This window comes from Psychrobacter sp. DM8 (assembly GCF_051307025.1).
Lineage (GTDB): Bacteria > Pseudomonadota > Gammaproteobacteria > Pseudomonadales > Moraxellaceae > Psychrobacter.
On the sequence record NZ_CP195538.1, the window covers coordinates 879,010 to 900,251 of the forward strand.

18 protein-coding genes and 1 other RNA gene are annotated in these 21,242 nt (G+C 45.1%); 10 read left to right on the top strand and 9 right to left on the bottom strand.

The window, feature by feature from the left end:
* Positions 1-57 precede the first annotated feature (57 nt).
* A complete protein-coding gene (locus tag ACR64J_RS03900) occupies positions 58-978 on the top strand; it encodes an META domain-containing protein (protein ID WP_317199908.1) in 921 nt (306 codons plus the stop codon).
* Here the strand turns inward: ACR64J_RS03900 and ruvC are convergent, their stop codons facing one another.
* The gene (gene ruvC / locus ACR64J_RS03905; RefSeq protein WP_317199909.1) at positions 979-1,563 is read right to left on the bottom strand and encodes a crossover junction endodeoxyribonuclease RuvC; all 585 of its coding nucleotides are present in this window, start codon (positions 1,561-1,563) and stop codon (positions 979-981) included.
* Positions 1,564-1,721: 158 nt separating this feature from the next.
* Between ruvC and ACR64J_RS03910 the strand changes: the two genes are divergently transcribed.
* The gene (locus tag ACR64J_RS03910; RefSeq protein WP_435950520.1) at positions 1,722-2,357 is read left to right on the top strand and encodes an FxsA family protein; all 636 of its coding nucleotides are present in this window, start codon (positions 1,722-1,724) and stop codon (positions 2,355-2,357) included.
* Positions 2,358-2,522: 165 nt separating this feature from the next.
* Here the strand turns inward: ACR64J_RS03910 and ssrS are convergent.
* Positions 2,523-2,718, bottom strand: a non-coding RNA gene (ssrS, locus tag ACR64J_RS03915) — 6S RNA.
* A gap of 213 nt (positions 2,719-2,931) precedes the next feature.
* Between ssrS and gpmI the strand changes: the two genes are divergently transcribed.
* Positions 2,932-4,599, top strand: a complete 1,668-nt coding sequence (gene gpmI / locus ACR64J_RS03920; protein WP_435950521.1) for a 2,3-bisphosphoglycerate-independent phosphoglycerate mutase — start codon at positions 2,932-2,934, stop codon at positions 4,597-4,599.
* Positions 4,600-4,811: 212 nt separating this feature from the next.
* Positions 4,812-6,272, top strand: a complete 1,461-nt coding sequence (locus tag ACR64J_RS03925; protein WP_435950523.1) for a S41 family peptidase — start codon at positions 4,812-4,814, stop codon at positions 6,270-6,272.
* 66 nt (positions 6,273-6,338) lie between these two features.
* On the opposite strand, the gene ACR64J_RS03930 is transcribed toward ACR64J_RS03925, so the two are convergent.
* The 3 genes from ACR64J_RS03930 to ACR64J_RS03940 all read right to left on the bottom strand — a co-directional run bounded on the left by ACR64J_RS03930 (position 6,339) and on the right by ACR64J_RS03940 (position 10,534).
* A complete protein-coding gene (locus tag ACR64J_RS03930) occupies positions 6,339-8,024 on the bottom strand; it encodes a sigma-54-dependent transcriptional regulator (RefSeq protein WP_435950525.1) in 1,686 nt (561 codons plus the stop codon).
* A gap of 104 nt (positions 8,025-8,128) precedes the next feature.
* Positions 8,129-9,781: a sensor histidine kinase gene (locus ACR64J_RS03935; RefSeq protein WP_317199914.1), complete on the bottom strand. Its 1,653-nt coding sequence runs from the start codon at positions 9,779-9,781 to the stop codon at positions 8,129-8,131.
* 117 nt (positions 9,782-9,898) lie between these two features.
* Entirely contained in the window at positions 9,899-10,534 is a 636-nt protein-coding gene (locus ACR64J_RS03940; RefSeq protein ID WP_317199915.1) for a response regulator, read from the bottom strand.
* Positions 10,535-10,948: 414 nt separating this feature from the next.
* Here ACR64J_RS03940 and ACR64J_RS03945 point away from each other — a divergent pair, with 414 nt between their 5' ends.
* Entirely contained in the window at positions 10,949-12,049 is a 1,101-nt protein-coding gene (locus ACR64J_RS03945) for a serine hydrolase (protein ID WP_435950527.1), read from the top strand.
* A gap of 110 nt (positions 12,050-12,159) precedes the next feature.
* Here ACR64J_RS03945 and ACR64J_RS03950 read toward each other — a convergent pair whose 3' ends face one another.
* Positions 12,160-12,489 carry a TraR/DksA C4-type zinc finger protein gene (locus ACR64J_RS03950; protein WP_435950529.1) on the bottom strand — a complete coding sequence of 110 codons (330 nt, stop codon included), beginning with the start codon at positions 12,487-12,489 and terminating at the stop codon, positions 12,160-12,162.
* Positions 12,490-12,754: 265 nt separating this feature from the next.
* Between ACR64J_RS03950 and ACR64J_RS03955 the strand changes: the two genes are divergently transcribed.
* The 5 genes from ACR64J_RS03955 (at position 12,755) to ruvB (ending at position 17,625) form a co-directional block, all read left to right on the top strand.
* Positions 12,755-13,957, top strand: coding sequence for a phosphoglycerate kinase (locus tag ACR64J_RS03955; protein WP_435950530.1), 1,203 nt, complete (start codon positions 12,755-12,757; stop codon positions 13,955-13,957).
* Positions 13,958-14,107: 150 nt separating this feature from the next.
* On the top strand, positions 14,108-14,494 hold the full coding sequence (locus ACR64J_RS03960) for a hypothetical protein (RefSeq protein ID WP_317199919.1): 387 nt from the start codon (positions 14,108-14,110) through the stop codon (positions 14,492-14,494).
* A 262-nt stretch (positions 14,495-14,756) separates the two neighbouring features.
* A complete protein-coding gene (fba, locus tag ACR64J_RS03965) occupies positions 14,757-15,791 on the top strand; it encodes a class II fructose-bisphosphate aldolase (RefSeq protein ID WP_435950532.1) in 1,035 nt (344 codons plus the stop codon).
* A gap of 73 nt (positions 15,792-15,864) precedes the next feature.
* The gene (ruvA, locus tag ACR64J_RS03970; protein ID WP_435950534.1) at positions 15,865-16,485 is read left to right on the top strand and encodes a Holliday junction branch migration protein RuvA; all 621 of its coding nucleotides are present in this window, start codon (positions 15,865-15,867) and stop codon (positions 16,483-16,485) included.
* Between the two features lie 159 nt (positions 16,486-16,644).
* Positions 16,645-17,625 carry a Holliday junction branch migration DNA helicase RuvB gene (gene ruvB, locus ACR64J_RS03975; RefSeq protein ID WP_435951021.1) on the top strand — a complete coding sequence of 327 codons (981 nt, stop codon included), beginning with the start codon at positions 16,645-16,647 and terminating at the stop codon, positions 17,623-17,625.
* A gap of 67 nt (positions 17,626-17,692) precedes the next feature.
* Here the strand turns inward: ruvB and ACR64J_RS03980 are convergent, their stop codons facing one another.
* The 3 genes from ACR64J_RS03980 to ubiE form a co-directional block, all read right to left on the bottom strand.
* The gene (locus tag ACR64J_RS03980; RefSeq protein ID WP_435950535.1) at positions 17,693-19,348 is read right to left on the bottom strand and encodes an ABC1 kinase family protein; all 1,656 of its coding nucleotides are present in this window, start codon (positions 19,346-19,348) and stop codon (positions 17,693-17,695) included.
* 26 nt (positions 19,349-19,374) lie between these two features.
* Positions 19,375-20,067: a ubiquinone biosynthesis accessory factor UbiJ gene (locus ACR64J_RS03985; RefSeq protein ID WP_435950537.1), complete on the bottom strand. Its 693-nt coding sequence runs from the start codon at positions 20,065-20,067 to the stop codon at positions 19,375-19,377.
* 87 nt (positions 20,068-20,154) lie between these two features.
* Positions 20,155-21,093 (bottom strand): bifunctional demethylmenaquinone methyltransferase/2-methoxy-6-polyprenyl-1,4-benzoquinol methylase UbiE, encoded by a 939-nt coding sequence (gene ubiE, locus ACR64J_RS03990; protein WP_435951022.1) that lies wholly within the window; start codon positions 21,091-21,093, stop codon positions 20,155-20,157.
* Positions 21,094-21,242: the final 149 nt, after the last annotated feature.

The following is a 21,242-nucleotide window of genomic DNA, read 5'->3' on the forward strand; positions in this document are numbered from 1 at the left end:
TAATTTAAACTTTTATCTATAACGATATAGGTAGAATCTGCGTAAGGTGATAGCGGTATGACATCAGTATATAAAGTGTTTGGAGTGTTGGTTGGTGCCGCTTTAGGTATTAGCGCTTGTAGTGATCCTGCGCAGAGCAGCGCTTCAAACGTAGAGCGCTCAAGCATAAATGATACAGACTTGTCTGATGATACTATTGCCCCAGCTGATAATACCACCACCTTAGCTGATGAACAGGCACCTTCTGTTGATAATAGTAGCGCAGAAGACAAATTGATTGATGATCTCATTCAGTATCGCTGGATTTTGGTAGATGCACTCAGTGTTGAGAGTCAACCTTTAACTTCACTTTTAGATATCAAAAATCAAGTCACTGCATCGTTCATCCAGCGTCAAGGCAAAAACAGCTTAATCTATAGCGTCGGCTGCAACACGATGAGTGCAGGCTATCAGCTACAAGGCAATGAGATGACAATCGACAACAGCATGAGCACTAAAATGTCATGTGCTGACTTAGATTTGGTTGAAAATCGCTTGAACGATTTAATGCAAGGGGTCAATCAGTTAGAGCTTACTAATGATAAAGACAATGGCTCGATACTAACTCAAATAACTGATAATGGAGTTACTCTGCAGTGGCGCGGCAAAATGACGGCAAAAGCTAAGTATGGCAGTCGAGGCGAGACGATATTTTGGGCAATAGATGCTCAGACTACGCCGTGCACAGATAATAGCGCGCAAGTGTGCTTACAAGTAAAACCTGTAGTGTACGACGATCAAGGTATAAAGGTTAGCGAGGGCGAGCGCGTAGAGTTTGCAGGCACTATAGATGGCTATGAGCATAGTAGTGAGTTCGATCAAGTGCTACGTTTGCACCGTTATGCTCTAAACGCTAGCAATGATAGTATGCAAAATGCGTCAGACACTAACTATGCTTATGTGCTCGACACTATCGTTGAGCAAACTGAAGTCAATTAATTAGCGTATGTTACCTAGATCCTCTTCGCTTAGACGCCAGCGTCCTTTTTTCTTGGAGCTACCGCGTCCGCGCATGGCACTGTTAAGTATCAGCTTGTTCATAGAGTGACTCGAGTGCGCATGACAAATTGCGCAGGCGAGACCATCTGCCGCATCTTGCTGAGGCACCACATCTAACGACAGTATGCGACAAACCATTTCTTGTACTTGCTCTTTGGCGGCTGCGCCATAACCACAGACCGCTTGCTTAATCTGGCGCGCGGTATACTCTGACACTTCTAAGTCCAGCGCTACCATAGCGGCAATAGCAGCTCCGCGCGCCTGACCGAGCTTGAGCGCTGAGTCGGGGTTTTCTGCCATAAATACTTGCTCGATAGCGGTATAAATAGGCTCATTAGCATATTTGATGTGATATTCAGTGATGCGAGTGAGACCGTTAAAGATGCGCTTTAGGCGCTCGGGCATCTCTTTGGTATCCGTACGAATAGTACCTGCATCAATAAAGGTTAGTTTGTCACCGGTTTGCTGGACGATGCCATACCCTGTCATACGAGAGCCTGGATCTATTCCAATAATAATTGCCATAAGGGTCCGTTTTTGTGTTGCGTATATTTTGTTTGGCAGCTTTGCACTTAAAATGCGGCGCTAAGTTTGATAGTATAGCAAGCCATCCCCATATACATCATACGTTAACGATTTTTTATTGACGATTACATTTTAAGTTTTTTACAGGACGACATTTTATGGGTCAGATAGTTGGTATCGCCATTGTTTGGTTTATTATCGAGATGCTCATTTGGTATCTGATTGCTCAGACCATTAGTGGCTGGTGGGTATTTATATGGTTTATTATTGCCGCTGTTATCGGCATCGCGCTCATCCGTAAAGGTATGGCGGCGCTAAATCCTATGGCGCAGCAAATGAAAGCTGGCGGCATGATGAACCCATCCATGCGCCCGCAAGAAGCCACAATGCTCAAAAGCGTAGCGATGGCTGGCGCAGGTATCTTGTTGTTGATACCAGGAGTCATTAGTGATCTGATCGCGTTGCTACTGGTCCTGCCACCTGTTCAAAAGAAGCTCAAAGATGTCGCTAATAACTATGTTATGAACAATCAGCAAAAGATGATGGAGATGATGGCAAAACAGATGGGTGGACAGATGGGTGGCCAAAACCCATTTGGCGGTATGAATGGCCAAAACCCATTTGGTGGACAAGGCGGCATGAACAATCAAAGCCCCTTTGGTCAGCAGCCAAATCCTTTTGAGCAACAAAACCCATTCGGTGATGTTCTTAAACAGAACACTACCATTGACGGTACTGCCAAAAATATCCCTAAAGATGTCAAAAAGATTACTAAGTCTGCCAATGATGAATAAGCGTTAGTTCTTATTTTGTAGTGCTCTTTTGATACTTATAAATTGGTACTCATAAAAAAGCCCCTACCTTGAAAAGATAGGGACTTTTTCGTACTACTCAATACGATTTTCTTAATACAACTCTCAGTAGCATATCAGCTAAGTGACAAATCATATTAATCATATAAAACAACCGAAGTGTCGCCGTAAGATGGTGACCCATGAACCGTGAAGTTCAGGGCGGATACGTCATCATCTCTGCAGGTTTCCTGATACACCGCAAGCGGTGCAGGCATACACAATGAGATAATAGATAGCGCATCCTGGTAAAGCATTATCGGCTCAGGGAATAAACATCTACTAGCCAACACTTCAGAATATAATCATAGTAACCAATGAATTAGGCTAATGCAAGTGCGATTACAGTTTGATACGTAGCTTTTGTACTAAGGTGCTTATGAGCTAATTGTCAAACTCAAACGTGAGTAAATGAGTAAAGAATGCTCAGTTTTCAAGTATTTTAAGATGTGTGGTAATATATAGGGCTTTTAGTATCCCAAATAACGGCGTTCATTCACTTGAGGAGCGGTAATCTATGAGCAATACGCAGACCCAGCCTAAGTCTACTGATGACAGTCAGACACATACTGACGATCAGAATAATAAAACTGATGATCAGAATAATAAAAAAACACCTCATGTTTTGATGATTTTGGATGGTTTTGGTCATCGTGAAGAGAGCGATGATAATGCGATAGCTGCTGCAAATACCCCGCATTTAGATAGTATCTACCAGCGTTATCCGCACGGACTGATATCGGCATCAGGTGAAGATGTTGGTTTGCCCCAGGGGCAGTTTGGCAACTCTGAGGTAGGTCATATGAATCTGGGCGCAGGGCGCGTGCTGTATCAGGATTCAACACGGATATCAAGTGAGCTTGTCAGCCGCGAGTTTTACAAAAACGAAGCGCTGGTGAACGCTGTGAACGCTGCTAATGACAAAGGTGGTAACGTGCACATTATGGGTCTGGTCTCTGATGGCGGCGTGCATTCGCATCAAGATCATATCGAGGCTATGTGCCACTCAGCACTGGTTCATGGTGCTAAAAATGTCTTTGTCCACTGTTTTTTAGATGGTCGTGATACACCGCCTAAATCTGCTGATAAATACATCAATCGTCTGCGCGAGCATATCAATAAATTGAACGCTCATTATGAAGGTGGTCGCGTGCAAATCGCTAGTATTATTGGTCGCTACTATGCGATGGATCGTGACAATCGTTGGGATCGCGTGCAAAAAGCTTATGAGTTGATTACCGAAGGCAAAGCCGATCGCATGTCAACTCGTGCTGATGGCGCGGTACAAGCGGCTTACAAATCACGCGAAACCGATGAGTTCATCAGCCCCACAACCGTTATAGAGCACGGCGAGACGCCTTTTACCGTTGATGACAACGATGCGCTAATCTTTATGAATTTTCGCGCAGATCGCGCCCGTGAGCTGGCGCAGGCGTTTATACTACCTGATCATGAGTTCTCAGGTTTTGCCCGTCAAAAGCAGCCAAAGCTTGCCGCCTTTGTCATGCTAACCAAATACTCAGATGAGCTTGCAGACAACCCAAAAACCAGCGTTGCTTATTATCCAACTTCGCTAAACAATACGCTCGGTGAGTTTTTGCAAGATCACAACAAAACCCAGTTACGTATCGCTGAAACTGAAAAGTACGCGCATGTCACCTTCTTTTTTAGTGGTGGCCGTGAAGCTGAGTATGAGGGTGAGACGCGTATTTTAGTGCCGTCACCTGATGTGGCCACTTATGACTTACAGCCTGAAATGAGTGCGCCTGAGCTTACCGATAAGCTCGTCGCCGCCATTGATTCGGGTAAGCATGATGTCCTCGTTGTCAACTATGCTAATGGTGATATGGTCGGGCATACGGGCAATTTTGCTGCTGCGGTAAAGGCGGTTGAAGCGTTAGATGAATGTGTAGGCCGCGTTGAATCAGCGGTACGCGCAGCAAATGGTCATATGCTTATCACCGCCGATCATGGTAACTGCGAGCAGATGCATGATTATGATAGCGGGCAGGTGCATACTCAGCATACGACTGAATTTGTGCCTTTGATCTATGTCGGTGAGCAGCCGGTACAAGTGCGCAGCGGCGGTAAGCTTAGTGATGTCTCACCGACGATTTTGGCCTTGATGGAGATGGCGGCACCAGGGGAGATGACTGGTGAGAGTTTGCTGGTTAAAGCCCATTGATGTGCCTAAGATTAGTACGTCATTAAAGCTATACGCTTTATTAGATAGTATGACCTATAACTGCTATTACTGATCATTAACACGCTTGTCTACTGTAGTGAGCATTGATTAAGGGAGAGATACTATTATCTCTCCCTTTTTTATATGGCTTAGGGCGTTTAATTACACTATTATTAACGAGATATCCTCTTTGTTTTTTAGATGAGTCATCTATGTCCTACCTGCGATCTTCTATCTACACGGCTTTGAATAAGCCTATAGTACTGCAACCTACAGCGATAATGCATTACGCATTAGCGCTCAGCTTGTTTGGGTCATTGAGTATCATAGGGAGCAATACTTATGCTGCGCCTACTGACAAAAATACGCTTAAAGTTAGCGCTATAAGTCTCTCAAGTGAATATGACGATAGCGACAGTGATGCCGATGACGATGTCGATAGCGCTCCTGATAACAGTGCTTTGGATGACAGCGATGACTTCGGTAGTGACAACTCTGATGATGATTTGGAGTATCCAATGGACGACTCCGATGATTTGGATTCGGATATACCAGAGGAGGTGTCACGCGTTTCTCTCAATGCTATTAGTCCTGATACGCTAAAGACCTTTGTCAAGGTCGTCGGTTTGGTACGGCGAGAATATATCAATGCGGTAAACGATGAGGCACTATTTAATAATGCGATTAGCGGTATGCTGACTAAGCTTGATAGTCATGCTGAGTTTTTGGATGCAGAAGCTTATGACAACCTGCGTGCGTTTACCCAAGGAGATGTTGGAGATATCGGTATCACCGTTATGTATCAGCCTCAAGCGGGGTACTGGGTAGTCACGGACGTCATCTCCGACTCGCCGGCAGACGAAAATGATATCGATGTTGGTGATTATTTGCACCAAATTGATGACTTTGAGCTGGACGAAAACAACAGAAGTAATGATGTCAAACAGCTATTATCTGGTATTGCTGGTACGCAGGTAGATGTGGTTACCTCTAGAGCAGGTAGGCGCAAGCATACAACGACGTTACAGCGTAATAATAGTAATCCAAAAGCCATAGAAACCCGACTAGTCGATGGTATCGCTATCATCAAACTGCCTGTATTTCAAAATAACAGCCGTGAAAAAATCATTGAAGGCGTGGTCGGACTTGACGCGCCAGTCTCTGGTATCTTGCTAGATGTGCGTGATAATCCAGGCGGCGTATTATCGTCAGCGATTAATATTGCTAGTCTGTTTATGACAGATACTGACGTGGTACAAGTCAAAAGCCGCAATGCAGATCCGCGTACGCTTAGCACCAAAGGCGTCGCTATTCTCAAACCATTACCTGTGGTGATCTTGCAAAATAGATATTCTGCCTCAGCAGCGGAAGTGTTAGCAAGTAGCCTACAAGCACAAAATCGTGCGCTGATCGTCGGTGAGATCAGTTATGGTAAAGGTTCGGTGCAGTCTGTAATTCCATTAGATAACGAGCAAGCTATCAAGCTGACTGTCGCGCATTATCTAACCGCAAATGGCGATGAGATTGATGCAATCGGCGTTAAACCTGATGTCATGCTATTAGATAAAGAAAAAACGTGGGAGGCGCAGGCGCTGTCTATATTGCGTGAGCAGATACAGACTGACGGCATACGCTTTATAAATAAAAAAGAACAAAAAACCCAAGGTCAATAAGTTATGAATAATACAGCCATCTAGCGTTTTACCAAGTGACAGGGATGTAACCTTACTGACTTGCTGCTAATCTACTTGCTTATCTTCTGCGATATCTAGTTTTTTCATACGATATCTTAAGGAGCGAAACGTAGTCCCTAAACGCTCGGCGGCTTGAGTTTTATTCCAGTCAGTTTGTTTCAAAGCAGTGAGAATCAACTGTTTTTCTTGTTCTAACAGATACTGCTCGAGTCCCTCTACTGGCAACTGTTCTACAGAAGTTTGAGACACGATCGCATTAGCATCAGTCGCTTGCTCGTCAGTAGAGGTGACGTGCTCTGGTTTTTGCTGACCAATCGGATTATCAAAAGCTACCGCGCCGCGCTCGATCGCTAACGTGTGTCTAATAGCAGAAGGGTAGTGCTGAGTGGTCGTCCGATAAGGATACGCCGCCGTAGAATGCGGTTTGTCTATACTATTATCTTGAATGCTACTATTATCTTGAATGCTACTGCTATCTTGTGTAGTCGGCGGTACTGCGTTGTCAGCCGCATGATCGTCTGCAAGACTGGTTTTTGCGTTTGTCGTTTGCTCTGGTGCTGATACTTCACCAAGTCCTAAATGGGTGACATCGATCACTGAGGTATCCGCCAAAGTAATCGCGCGCTCAAGTAAGTTACGCAGCTCACGCACATTGCCTGCAAACTCGTGTTGCTGCAAGCGCAGGCAAGCCTCATCGGTAATTGTCGGATGCGTATCAAGTTGCCATTCGCGCGCGATCATATTCAAAAAATGCGTCGTCAAAATAGGGATATCATCACGGCGAGTATTGAGCGCCGGCAGTTTAAGCTCGATGACGTTGATGCGATAATATAAATCTTGCCTAAATGTACCCCTTTGTACCAATTGATCTAAATCTTTGTGAGTCGCTGATAGTATACGTATATCTACAGGCACCTCTTTGGTATCACCAATGGCGCGGACGTTTTTTTCTTGAATAGCTCGCAGTAGTTTGACTTGCATGGCAAGCGGCAAATCAGCCACTTCATCTAAAAATAACGTACCCCCATTGGCTTGTTGAAACAGCCCTTGTTTATCTGCGACCGCACCTGTAAAGCTGCCCTTTTTATGACCAAAAAACTCTGACTCCATCAGCTCTGAGGGAATAGCGCCGCAGTTTACAGCGACAAAACTACCCTCGCGGCGCGGACTTAAGTCATGAATCAAGCGCGCGACGACCTCTTTGCCCGTGCCTGACGCGCCAGATAAGAACACAGGCGCTTGCGAGCGTGCCAGCTTGAGTACCGTTTTTTTGAGCGTGAGCATAACCTTAGCGTTGCCGATAAGGCGCTCATCTAACATCTGCTGTTCAGGATTTGACTCAGGTTCAGATTCAGCTTTATGATCTTGGTGAATTACCTTTAGCGCACTCTCTACCAGTTGCCGTAGGCGCGGAAGCTCAAGGGGTTTATTGACAAAATCAAAGGCACCAATCTTTAGAGCCTCAATAGCCAGATCCATACTGCCATAAGCAGTAATCACCGCAACTGGACTGGTTGAGCTATTACTAATGAGCTTGACCAGATCTAGACCTGAACCATCAGGTAAGTTTAGATCCGTCAAACAAAAATCGTAGTGGCTCTCTTGCCAGTATTCTTTTGCCTGCGCCAAAGTATAAGCGACATCACTTTTGATACCCATTTTAGTCAAGGTAATTTGCATCAGACGACATAGATCAACTTCATCGTCGACGACAAGGGCAGTCGTGGTCATAGATATCCTTATTGTATTCAGGTAGCGCAGACAGCTATCGGCTTATAAAGTGCTCGTTCACAAAGTGCTGAATGTTATAATATCAGTATATAACGACTTTTAGTTTACGTTCTCATCATTTGTTTGTCGATAGCAGGAGCAATTAGACGAAAACAAGTTTTTTCGTGTTCAGGGACATACGTTAAGCGCGCTTGATTAGCCTCGCAAAAGGCTTGTGACAAATACAAACCCAAACCTGTACCTGAAGTATCTGTAGTAAAAAACGGGTTGAACAACTGCTCTATGTCGGCCAAGTCCACGCCTGCGCCATCATCTAATATATCAATAGCTATTTCATTATTGATGTAATAGATCTCAATTTTGACATAAGCGTGAGGGTGCGAGTAGCTGCTGTAACGCAGGCCATTGTTAATCAAGTTGATCAGTACTTGTTCTAATTGATGCGGATCAAATTGAATCATGGGCTGATCTTGAATACTCAAAAACACATCATGCTCTTTAAAGTAATTTTCTATAAATTCAGGTATCCACCCAGCCAAAGCAATAGCTTGCTGCGCTGCGCTTTGCTGGCGAGATAACTTTAGAATGTCTTCAATGATACGATTGACGCGTTTGGTTTGCGTAAATATCATCTTGTACAGTTCGTGGTTGTTAGCCACCGATGCTGACAACTCACTCTCGTTTTCAGCCTCCAAAGTATCTTCCATCAATAGCTCGCTGGCTTGGGAGATAGTGGCAAGAGGGTTTCTGATTTCGTGTGCGATACTGGCAGTCAATTGACCTAAAGATGCCAGCTTTAACTGCTGCGCGCTGGCTTGTTCGCGGCGTAAATCTTCTAGTATGATAAGTTGACTTGAACCCTTTAAAGGAGTGAGTTGTACGCGCAGTTTACCAACGATAGAGGCGCTATCTGATTTGGGTAATTCATAAATAAACAGACGCGACTGACCGGGTGCAACAGACAGGCAACCTGCAAACAGCTGCGGATGACGCTGACTAAATTGCTCCTCAAAGCGAGAGGCGATATTGAGCAGCTGATGGGCGGCGCGGTTGGCTAGAACCACGCGCTTTTGGTCAATGACAATGACGCCGTTGACCATTTGTTTGATAACCTCTTGATTGATAGTGTTGAGCCGCTCTACCTCGTTTGAGTGCTTAGCGGCTAGCTTTTCAACTTGTACCAAACGTTGTGATATCGACCAGCTCAAAAACCCGACGGTCAAAAAGCTGGCGGACATAAGGAGCGCGTCGCCAAGATTGCTAAGGCTCATGCTATTAGCAATAGCATAAAAAAACTGCTGGTAAATAACAAAGATAATCGCAAGTAAGGTGATGATCAACGCCTGTGACCCGCTTAGCAACATAAAGCTTGCCGCCACGACCACCATATAGAGCATGGTGAGCTGTAAATCAGGCGCGCCATTGGTATATAGCAGCAAGCTTAGGATCACAATATCTAACGCTAAGCCAAATATTAGTTGCTGGCGTGGCTCTTTGGTCACGACATAAAACAAACCTAACAAGATTAAACTGAGGATGACATAAAAAACGAGAGCAGTCTGCTGTAGTAAGCTTGGCAATAATGAGCTGTCATCAGAACCGATAGAAGCATAACTCATCAGTATGAAAAATAGACTTATGACTAATCGGTAACTGCTATAGATCAGTCCAAGCCTACGCAGCTGCGTAAGCGGTAGCGTATCGCCTCTTTGCAGATATTGAGTTAAGGCCGACGCCGCACTAGTCGCATATTTCATATATCAATCAGTAAAGGTAAGAGGTTGGTTGAATATAACGTAAGGCTGATTTGGTTTTGACGATAGTTGTTGTTTCTATTTCTATCGATATTATTGAGACTAAGACTAAGACTAAGACTAAGGCTGAATCAAACCATGACGTATTGCTAGATGGGTAAGTTTGACGTCGCTATCGACACCGACCTTTTCGTAAATTCGGTAGCGATAAGTGTTGATGGTTTTGACACTGACAAATAATTGATCCGCAATCTGCTGCGGGCTTTGACAGTTGACCACCATCATAGCGACTTGTTTTTCGCGATCACTTAATAGATCAAAAGGGGAGGCTGCTTTATCTGAAAGCAGCACTTCTGCCAATTGCTCAGCGACATCGTTGCTAAAGTAACGCCCGCCTTGATAGACTTTTTTGACCGCACGTATCATCTCATCTAATGGCGTACCCTTAGTAATATAGCCATTCACGCCCGCCTTTAGCAGCATAGAAGGGTAGGGCTGAGCGACCACGCTACTCACTGCCAAAATTTTGATGCCCATATCCAACTGAATCAAGCGTTTGGTGGCTTCAAGGCCGCCGATGTTTGGCATATTGACATCGAGCAAAACGACATCAGGACGCAGCTGTTTGGCAAGCTTGATAGCCATATCGCCACTGTCCGCTTCGCCTGCAACTTCAATATCTGGACTGTCTGATAACATACGGCTGATACCCATACGTACCAAATCATGATCATCTACTACTAATACTCGAATCATAGTTTTACTCTTTGCTATCTATCATTATAGGGTATAAATTGTAAAGAAAATGGGCGCAGCATTAACGACTATACTTTGTAGGCATGTTCGATAAACCTTCGTGATTAAACCAAAGTAGCTAGAGTAATGTTTTTGTTGACTTTTTACCACAAAAAATATTGATGCTATAAAGGCAAATCGTAAATATTGCTCAAATGTTAATCAATATTACTGTAATATAAAGCAAATGTAATAAAGTTTGAACCGTCAACGAATGCCCTTGTTAAGTGAGTGCAACGCGTTAAACTAAAACGCAATCCATGATACACTAAAAATACAGCAACTCTTACCGAGTCTATACAAACATCTTTATAAACGCTACGCTTGCCAGTGATACTTCCTAAAATGAGTACTAGAGCGACAGCAGGGGGAAGAATGAAACATCTACCTATAAGCAAACAGCAACTTATCGCTACTATGATCTCACTTAGTTTAGGTAGCATGGCGCAAGCTGCGCTAACGATCAATGATAGTGGCGCAAGCGCTCGTATGAGTTGGGGCGGCGCTGATAGCTTGTCTGAAGCTCGCAATATTATGTACAAATCAAATAGTGGCTCTACCAATAGTGGCTCTACTATAAGAAAAGTAGACAACGGTTATGGTACAACCAACCTAACTAATGCTGGCAGCTATGGTAGTAGTAGCAACAGTTACAACACTACTAATAACTACAATACAACCTACCGCGGCAGTTTTGGTAGTACCACTGACATGATTCCCATTAGTACCAACTCACGTAGTGTGGCGGTAATTGATGCCGAAACCGGTGAGTCTATCTATGAGAAAAACGCTGATGTCGCTCGTCCTATGGCAAGTATTACCAAGATTATGACAGCGATGGTGGTGCTCGATAGCGGTCTTGATATGCGAGAGGAGCTCACCCTTGACCCTGAGGATTTTGTCGGTCCTAAGCGTGCAAGCTCACGTCTTAAATCAGGCGATCGCCTCAACCGCGCTGAGATGCTACTGATGTCACTTATGAAATCAGAAAATCCTGCGGCAAAGAGTCTGGCACGTAACTATCCAGGGGGCTATAGTGCCTTTATGCGCGCCATGAACCGTAAAGCACAAGATTTGGGTATGACCACTGCATTTTTTGGTGATCCAACAGGCCTTGATAAGCGCAACGTTGCCTCGTCAAATGATCTCGTCAAACTAGTACGCGCCGCGGGTAATTATGATGTTATTCGTCGTTTTTCGACCACCAAAAGCTACGATTTTTATGTGTCGAATTACTCAAACGGCAATCGTACTTATAAGGCTAATAACACCAGTAGCTTAGTACGCTCAGGTAACTATCCTATTGGCATCTCCAAAACAGGCTTTATTAATGAGGCTGGGCGCTGCGTGGTAATGGAGACTCGCGTCAATAATCGTCCCGCGATTATCGTCATCTTAGGCGCTAATAGTTCAGCGACGCGCTGGGGTGATGCCAAAAACATCTTGAACAGTTTGGCCACGCGCCGTACGGTATAAGTATTAATGCTACGATAAATGTTAAACATAAAAAAAGACCGTTATATATGACATAACGGTCTTTTTTACTTTGATCATTTATTTTTACCATTTAAAGACAAGCTTGAGGGCTACTCAGCATGTTCCATACATAAGGTGGCATAAGGTAGAGCTTCAAGGCGCTTGTCTTCAATATCTCTGCCGCATACCTCGCACTCGCCATACGTACCATTTTCGATACGGCTCAAGGCATTATTGACATAAATGAGACCTTGCTGCGCCTCCGCTTTTAGACTTTTTCTCATGTCATTTTGACGATATGAGATGGCTTGGTCTTCCCAATGCTCATTAAGATCGTCTTGCGGGTTTTGAATATGATCTTCAATATTATCTATACGCGTCTGATACTCTTGTTGTAATTTTAACAACTCATTTTTTGCTTGGTCTATATCTATACTCATGGTTTTCTCCTAATAAATCTTTATTGTTTTGACGCTTAATCATAGTAGTAACGAGGTACAACTACCACCACGAAATGTTATCAAGAACCCAACTTGATGTTCGATAAGCTATTTAGGGATGTATTTATAGACGCTTATAGCAATAATTTGCATCAGTTATTTATGAGAAATCAATAAAAACTGCTAGAATACAGCGTTTGTGAGTAATGGTAGTTTTATTCATAAGCCATCGATGATTTATAAATAAAAATGAGCGGAGTAGACCATGAATTTTTTGCGTATGAGTGAGTTGGATTTGACGGACAAAGTGGTCTTAATCCGCGAAGATTTAAATGTCCCTATCAAAGATGGTAAGGTGGCTAGTGATGCTCGCTTGCAAGCTAGCCTACCGACGATTCAGATGGCGCTTGATAAAGGGGCTGCAGTTATCGTTTGCTCGCATTTAGGCCGTCCTACAGAAGGCAATTATGAGCGCAAATATTCGCTGGCACCTGTGGCTGATTATTTAAGTGAGAAATTAGAGCAGCCTGTGGCGATGAGTAGTGACTATTTAGGTGAATCGGTCAATGTACAAGCAGGACAAGTGTTGCTGCTTGAAAACGTACGCTTTAATAAAGGCGAGAAGAAAAACGACTCAGCACTGGCACAAAAATATGCCAATCTTTGTGATGTATTCGTCATGGACGCTTTTGGCACCGCTCACCGCGCCCAAGCCTCAACCGAAGGCGTCACGCAAATGATGCGTCAAGACAACAAAACCGTATGCGCAGGGCCACTGCTGGCAGCCGAGCTTGATGCGCTTAGCCAAGCGCTTGAAACACCTGCTCAGCCTATGCTATCGATCGTCGGTGGCTCTAAAGTATCGACCAAGCTTGAAGTGCTACACAGTTTGGCAGAGGTTTGTAGTCAGATCATCGTCGGTGGCGGCATCGCCAATACGTTTTTGGCAGCTCAAGGTCACAGCGTAGGAGCATCGCTATATGAAGCGGATCTAGTAGATACTGCACGCGCTATCATGAACAAAACAGAGATTTTATTACCGTCTGAAGTGGTAGTGGCAAGCAAAGACGATATTGATTTTGCAGACTTTACCGGCTCACTACAAAAAGCGGTTGCCACCATTAAGTCTGTTGATGCTATTGGTGAGCAAGATATGATTTTGGATATCGCGCCCGCTAGTGCCGAAAAGTTAGCGGATGCAATCTTAAATGCAAAGACCATACTGTGGAATGGTCCCGTAGGCGTCTTTGAGGTTGATGCTTTTGGCAAAGGCACGCAAATAGTGGCGAAAGCGGTGAGCGATAGTGAAGGTTTTTCAATCGCAGGCGGCGGTGATACGCTAGCAGCTATTGATAAATATCAAGTAGCGAATGGCGTCAGTTATATGTCAACAGGCGGCGGTGCGTTTTTGGAATTTGTAGAAGGTAAGGTGTTGCCAGCAGTAGCGGCATTGCAGATTAAAGAGTAAAGACGCGTAATGGATTGAAGATAGTAAACACAGACTGTTAAGTAGTTATTATTTGTTAATACTCAGATGATTTATATTGCAAGTGCTATATGCTATCTATAAAATAACGCCACCATGTATCTTGACATGTATTTTTATGAGAGGTTTACTATGTTAAAACGTCATTTATTACTTGCCAGCCTTCTAGCTGGTACTTTTGCAGTCACTGCATGTAGCCAACAGACTGAAGAGAACGCTGAAGTTGCTGTTGAGTCTGCAGGCGATGATATTGCTGCCAATACAGATGCTGCTGCTACTGAAGCTGAAATGGCTGCTCAAGAAGCAGGTACCGAGATTGCTGACGGCGCTGAAACTGCCGGTGCTGCTGCTACCAATGCTCTTGAAAACACAGGCGATGCTATTGCTGAAGGTACTAACGAAGTCGTAGAAGGCACAGCCTCTGCGGTCGCTGACGGCGCAAACGCAGTCGCTGACGGCGCATCTGACGTTGCTGCTGATGCTCAAGCGAATCAGGTTTCTGAAGATCAACAGTACTAATTGCTAGCTTATACTAGATAAGTAATGGTTAAGATTGTCATATTACAATATTTAAAAAGCCTTGGTTATTGCCAAGGCTTTTTTGCATTTAGCAATTAGCAATATCAAGTTAAAATTAAGTACGCTCAAGGCAGATAAACAAAGGCTAGTGCTACGGATGCTAGTCAAAATTTGCTATAATAATGAGCTAACAATTTAGTTGCTTTATACCCTTACTATTGGGGTTCATCTCCTATTGCTAAACTCAACTTGAGAGCGTTCTATGGCATTAATCTCTTTGCGTCAACTCCTTGATCATGCAGCAGAGCACAGCTACGGCGTGCCTGCTTTTAATGTGAACAATTTAGAGCAAATGCGCGCTATTATGATGGCAGCAGATGCTGCTGATTCGCCCGTTATCGTTCAGGCTAGTGCTGGCGCGCGCGACTATGCGGGTGCGTCGTTTTTGCGTCATCTCATTATTGCCGCAATTGAAGAGTGGCCGCATATTCCTGTAGTCATGCATCAAGATCATGGCATGTCGCCTGCGATTTGTCAGCGCTCCATTCAGCTCGGATTTTCATCGGTTATGATGGATGGCTCGCTTGGTGAGGATGGCAAGACGCCTATGGATTATGACTATAATGTTAAGGTAACTCGAGAAGTGGTTAAGCTTGCTCATGCGTGCGGCGTCTCTGTAGAAGGTGAGATTGGCTGTTTGGGTAGCCTTGAGACGGGTATGGCAGGCGAGGAAGATGGCTCAGGGGCTGAGGGTGTGCTAGGTCATGAGCAGCTGTTAACCGGTGCGGATGAAGCGCAAAATTTTGTGAGAGATACGAATGTTGATGCGCTAGCAATCGCTATTGGTACCAGTCATGGCGCCTATAAGTTTACGCGTCCTCCCACAGGCGACATCTTGTCTATCGAGCGCGTCAAAGAGATTCATGCGCGTATTCCTAATACTCATTTAGTGATGCATGGCTCGTCCTCAGTACCGCAAGAGTGGCTCAAAGTCATCAATGATTATGGTGGCGATATTGGCGAGACCTACGGAGTACCTGTTGAGCAAATCGTCGAAGCGATTAAGCATGGCGTGCGCAAAATCAATATCGATACCGATTTGCGTTTGGCATCGACAGGAGCAATACGTCAGCATTTAGCTGATAACCCGAGTAACTTTGATCCGCGCAAATACTTCAAAGCTTCAATGACTGCGATGTCTGATATCTGTAATCATCGTTTTGAAGCCTTTGGCTCTGCCGGACAAGCGCACAAAATTCGTCCGATCAGCCTCGAGAATATGGTCAAGTTTTATTAATAGGTGAGTAAAGGTTAGCAAGGCAAATCATTGAGCAGTTTTTATATTTAATACAATCAAACAGGTGTGAGACATGATAGGACTGATTAGCGGACAAGTACTACATTTGATGGCACCTGTCGCGTGCGTAATGACAAGCTCAGGGGTGGGCTACGATATCGAGCTGCCATTGTCGTCGTTTTGTCAGTTGCAAGTAGGACAAGAGGCGAGTATTTGGACACATTTTCATGTTCGTGAAGATGCACAGTTGCTTTTTGGGTTTATGGATCGTAAGGAGCGAGATGTCTTTCGTCAGTTAATAAAGATCAACGGCGTCGGTGCAAAGATGGCACTCGCTATGCTATCAGCAATGTCGGCGGCTGAGCTCAAAATGCATGTCGAGCAAGATTCGGAGACCGCGCTTACTCGTATTCCAGGTATCGGCAAAAAGACAGCGCAGCGCCTTCTTATCGAACTCAAGGACAAGCTTAAGAACATAGAAGTAGATGACAGCGCTTTAGAATTTGCTATGCAGCCTATTGAGGTATCGCATGAAGGCAGTATTATTGCTGAGGTCGAAGGAGCTTTGATAAGTTTGGGGTATAAAGAAAGAGAAGCACAGCAAGCGATTAAAGCGGCTAAGAGTAATGGTGCAACCTTTGGCGATACTCAAAGCCTACTTAAGGCGACCTTGCAGCAATTATCTAGTTTTTAGTTTAAGATCCTTGTACATTGTAGTGGCTTAGTTTTGACCTTTCAGGCGACATTATTTGTCGCTTGTTTTGTTTGATATCGCCTTTTTACATGACTTATGGTCATGATTTAGTTATGCTATTTGTACTTATTTAATCGTTATATAATGATAAAACCTATGATGCAAGATCGTTTAATTAATCCGCTCGAGGGCGCAAGTGATGCTCCTGATGCCAATATTCGCCCTGCACTTTTGGCCGAATATATCGGTCAGCCAGTGGTGCGCGAGCAAATGGAGGTATTTATTGGTGCGGCGCGCGGACGCGAAGAAGCGCTAGATCATACCTTAATCTTTGGTCCGCCAGGCCTTGGTAAGACCACACTTGCCAACATCATCGCACGTGAGATGGGCGGCAATCTGCGCTCAACCTCAGGACCTGTGTTGGAGCGTGCAGGTGATTTGGCAGCAATGTTGACTAACCTTGAAGCAGGTGACGTTCTCTTTATCGATGAGATTCATAGATTAAGCCCTGTTATTGAGGAGATACTCTATCCTGCGATGGAGGATTTTCAGTTAGACCTTATGATCGGTGAAGGACCTGCCGCGCGCTCTATCAAACTTGATCTGCCGCCGTTTACTTTAGTCGCAGCAACGACGCGAGCAGGTCTGCTCACCTCACCACTACGAGATCGTTTCGGTATTGTGCAGCGCTTAGAGTTTTATAGCATAGCTGATTTGACGACGATTGTGAGCCGAGCTGCAGGTTTGATGCGCGTACCGATGACGGAAGATGGCGCCACTGAGATTGCACGCCGTGCTCGTGGTACACCGCGTATCGCTAATAGACTGCTACGCCGAGTTAGAGACTATGCCGAGGTCAAAGGCGATGGCGGCATCAATGGTAATATCGCCGCAAGCGCGCTTGATATGCTGGCTGTAGATAGACGTGGTCTAGATCATTTAGATCGTCGTTATATCGAGATATTGCATGAGCGTTTTGATGGGGGTCCAGCGGGCGTTGAAGCGGTAGCAGCGGCGATGGCGGAGGACCGCGGTACTCTAGAGGATGTCATTGAGCCGTATTTGATACAGCAAGGTTATGTACTACGTACCGCTCGCGGCCGAGTCTTGACGCAAATGGCGATTGATCAGATGCTATAATTTCGTGATTTAAACACGTAAAAGCGCTTACTTTCTATAGAAGGTAAGCGCTTTTTTTGACTGGCATTTATCCCAATATACGCCAAACCACCGCCAAGGTAGCAAGAATATAAAAGATGGGAGATAGCCAGCCAACCACTTGGGTGGCAATAGCAATAAAAATACCGAACCCTGCTAATGCGAGCCAATCACGGCGACGATCGTTGAGCATATCAGCGCGGATTTGTTGTATCTCGCGTAGTTGACTGTCTTGTCGCGCGCCTTGTGACGCCAGACTTTGCAGACCTTGATCGAGCAGTTTAGGTATATCGGTACTTGATAGTAATATCTCAGGCAATTGGGTACGTAGCTGTTGTAAGTTGCGTACCGGGTCGAGCTGCTCTTTGATCCAGCTACTCAAAATAGGTTTGGCAAGTGACCAGATATCCAAATCAGGGTACAAGTCACGACCAAGCCCTTCAACATGGACCAAGGTTTTAAGCAGTAGCATGAGCTGCGGCGGGATACTCATATGATGGCGGCGAGCGATATCTAGTATCTGCATGAGTACGCCAGCGAAGTCGATCTCGTTAATTGATTTTTGTAGCATAGGGCCGACAGTACGCTTCATATCACGCATCAACGCATGCTTGTCAGTGTTCGGCGGTATCCAGCCTGCGCGGCTGACGATATCGACAACAGCAGTAAAATTATTATTCATAACTGCAAGTAGCATACGCGCTACGATCAGTTGATCGTCTCGAGATAGCGAACCCATAATAGCGCAATCAAGACCGATATAACGCGGCTCATGAGCGATACTATTGACGCCATCCGCCATACTGTTGATGCTAGGCGTTTCAACGAACACGTTACCTGGATGCATGTCAGCATGAAAGAAGTTATCACGAAAGACTTGCGTAAAAAATATGGTCAAACCTTTTTGAGCAAGGGCTGCGCGGTCATAACCAAGCTCATCAAAGATATGCGTCTGCGAGATAGGCACCCCTTGAATACGCTCCATAACCATGACGTTTTTGGCAGCAGCATAAACCTCAGGCACATACATTAGCGCGGAACCCAAAAAGTTATTGCGCATCTGCGTGGTATTGTCCGCCTCAAGCACCAAATCAAGCTCATTGAGCATCACTTGGCGATAGTCCTCAACGATATCTATGATATGTACTGCCCGCGCCGCCTCCACGCGCGCGGACACCCAGCTGGCAAGCTCACGTAGTAGCTCAAAGTCGTTAACGATAGTGGTACGAATATCAGGTCTGACGACTTTGACGACGACCTCACGACCATCGTGAAGGGCTGCGGTGTGCACTTGCGCGATGGAGGCGGCGGCCAAAGGTTTTATGTCAAAACGCGCAAATAGCTCATCAATAGATTGACCTAAGCCATGTTTGGAATCTTGAATCTGGGTGACGGCAGTGTCAGATGAAAAAGGTTTGACCCGATCTTGCAGCTGGACAAGCTGATCGATAATAGCTGGTGGCACAAGATCGCGGCGCGTTGAGAGTAGTTGCCCAAGCTTTAAAAACAGCGTACCCATGTCCTCTAATGCGTATTTAATCGCATTGGGTTGGTGTTTTTTACCCCAAGCGGCAGGATGGCTGCGTATAAGGCGCGCCAAAGGTTGCAACTGCGGCGCCTCTTCGATTGAAAAATGCGTATCAATACGATAACTGGCAGCGATGCGCCAAAGCTCAAGTAGACGCGCGCGATGAGATAATAGCATGAGCAACCTTACTCTAAATCAGATATTTATTTGTTTAATAAACGCGCTTGTTCGGCTTTTATAACGGCTAGGCGTGTCTCTTCACGCTCGATATCAGCGCGCAGTTTGAGCAGCTGCTGCTTGAGCTCATCAGCTTGCGTTTTGAGTACAGGATCAGGTTCACTCATGCCTGCGACATCATTAGCCCAATCACTGACATCATCAAAGGCGCGCTTGGCACTATGACGAAAGCTACCTTTGAGCTGCGAGATAAGCAGCTGCAATTGACTTGCCATAGGCTTGCCAATAAACGGCTCAAGCTGCCCTGCTAGATCAGGATCAAAGCCTGCTACTAATTGCTTAACTTGCATCAGTACTTTGTAGTCGCCTGCAATAGGCAAGTTGCCCTCAGCCCCGCGCATAAGGTTTAGTAGCTGAGCAGGATTTTGCACAGTGATAACGCAGTCAGGAGTACTATGACCTAATCCTGCCATAGCGATAGTGGCTTTTTCATGCTCACTTAAACCGCCTGCGGTTTCAAATACGCTCTCGGTCGTAACCGGCTCAAAACGCAAACGATCATGATTAAATAAGATATCCAAATGCAGCTCAGGCATCGCCATCTCAAGGCGCAGCACTTTGCCTGCTAGTGGCACTAGTCCTGCACGGGTAATATCATCGCTTGCGATAGCGACGTTAATGAGTTTTTCGGCACCTGCTAAAAGCAGTACAGTTAGCATAATAGTCTCGTCTATGTCAGGGCAGATGTAAAAGCTATCGCTCGGTTAAAAGTGCTTAGTCTGTTAGCACTGCTTATGGTATTAATTTTAAGCTTTAAAGCCGCGATGCACGGCGACAATACCTGCCGTCAAGTTATGATAATCGCAGTTCTCAAAACCTGCTTGCTGCATCATTTGCTTAAGTGTCTGCTGATCAGGATGCATGCGGATTGATTCGGCCAAGTACTGATAGCTCTCAGAATCATTGGCGATGATTTTGCCCATCATAGGTAGGGCTGTAAACGAGTACAGATCATAAGCTTTTGATAAAGGCTCAAACACAGGTTTTGAGAACTCTAATATTAGCAAGCGACCACCGGGCTTGAGCACGCGGTACATGGATTTAAGCGCAGCATCTTTGTCGGTGACATTACGCAAACCAAAACTGATAGTGACAAGATCAAAGCTTTCATCATCAAAAGGCGCTAACGTCTCGGCATTGGCAAGGACAAAATCAACGTTATTGCAGCCAGCATTTATCAAGCGCTCACGGCCCACCTCTAGCATTGCTGCATTGATATCGGACAATACTACATGACCACTTTTGCCCACTTCACGGCTAAATACCTTTGCCAAATCACCCGTACCGCCTGCGATATCGAGCACGTGCTGACCGGCGCGAACCCCTGATAAGCTAATGGCGTAGCGCTTCCATAAACGATGAATACCAAACGACATCAAGTCATTCATGATGTCGTATTTTTTGGCGACTGAGGTAAAGACGTCTGCTACGCGCGCTTGTTTTTCTGCTTTGTTGACTGTTTTATAACCAAAATGCGTCTGCTCTAAGCCATCAGTATCAGGGGTGTGCGGATTATTAATATCATCGCGCTGATTAAATAGGGTTTGCTTGGGTAAGTCAGCAGTAGGAGCCTGTGCGCCTGCTGTCTTGGTTTGATTATGAGTCTCGCTAGTGCTACTTGGCATAGTGGTTTGCTGACCTTGAGGCGTCCCTGTTGGCAGATCTTGCACTTGAGTAAAGTCCATATTGGCATTTTTATCAACATGGTGACTTGCCTTTACTTGTGCAGTGATGTTCTGGTTTTGTGCAATACTGTCCTTGACCAATTTGTCTTGTAATTCGTACTGCGTCGCAGCGTCGTTATTGGGCATGCTATCGTTGTTAGAAGTGTCGC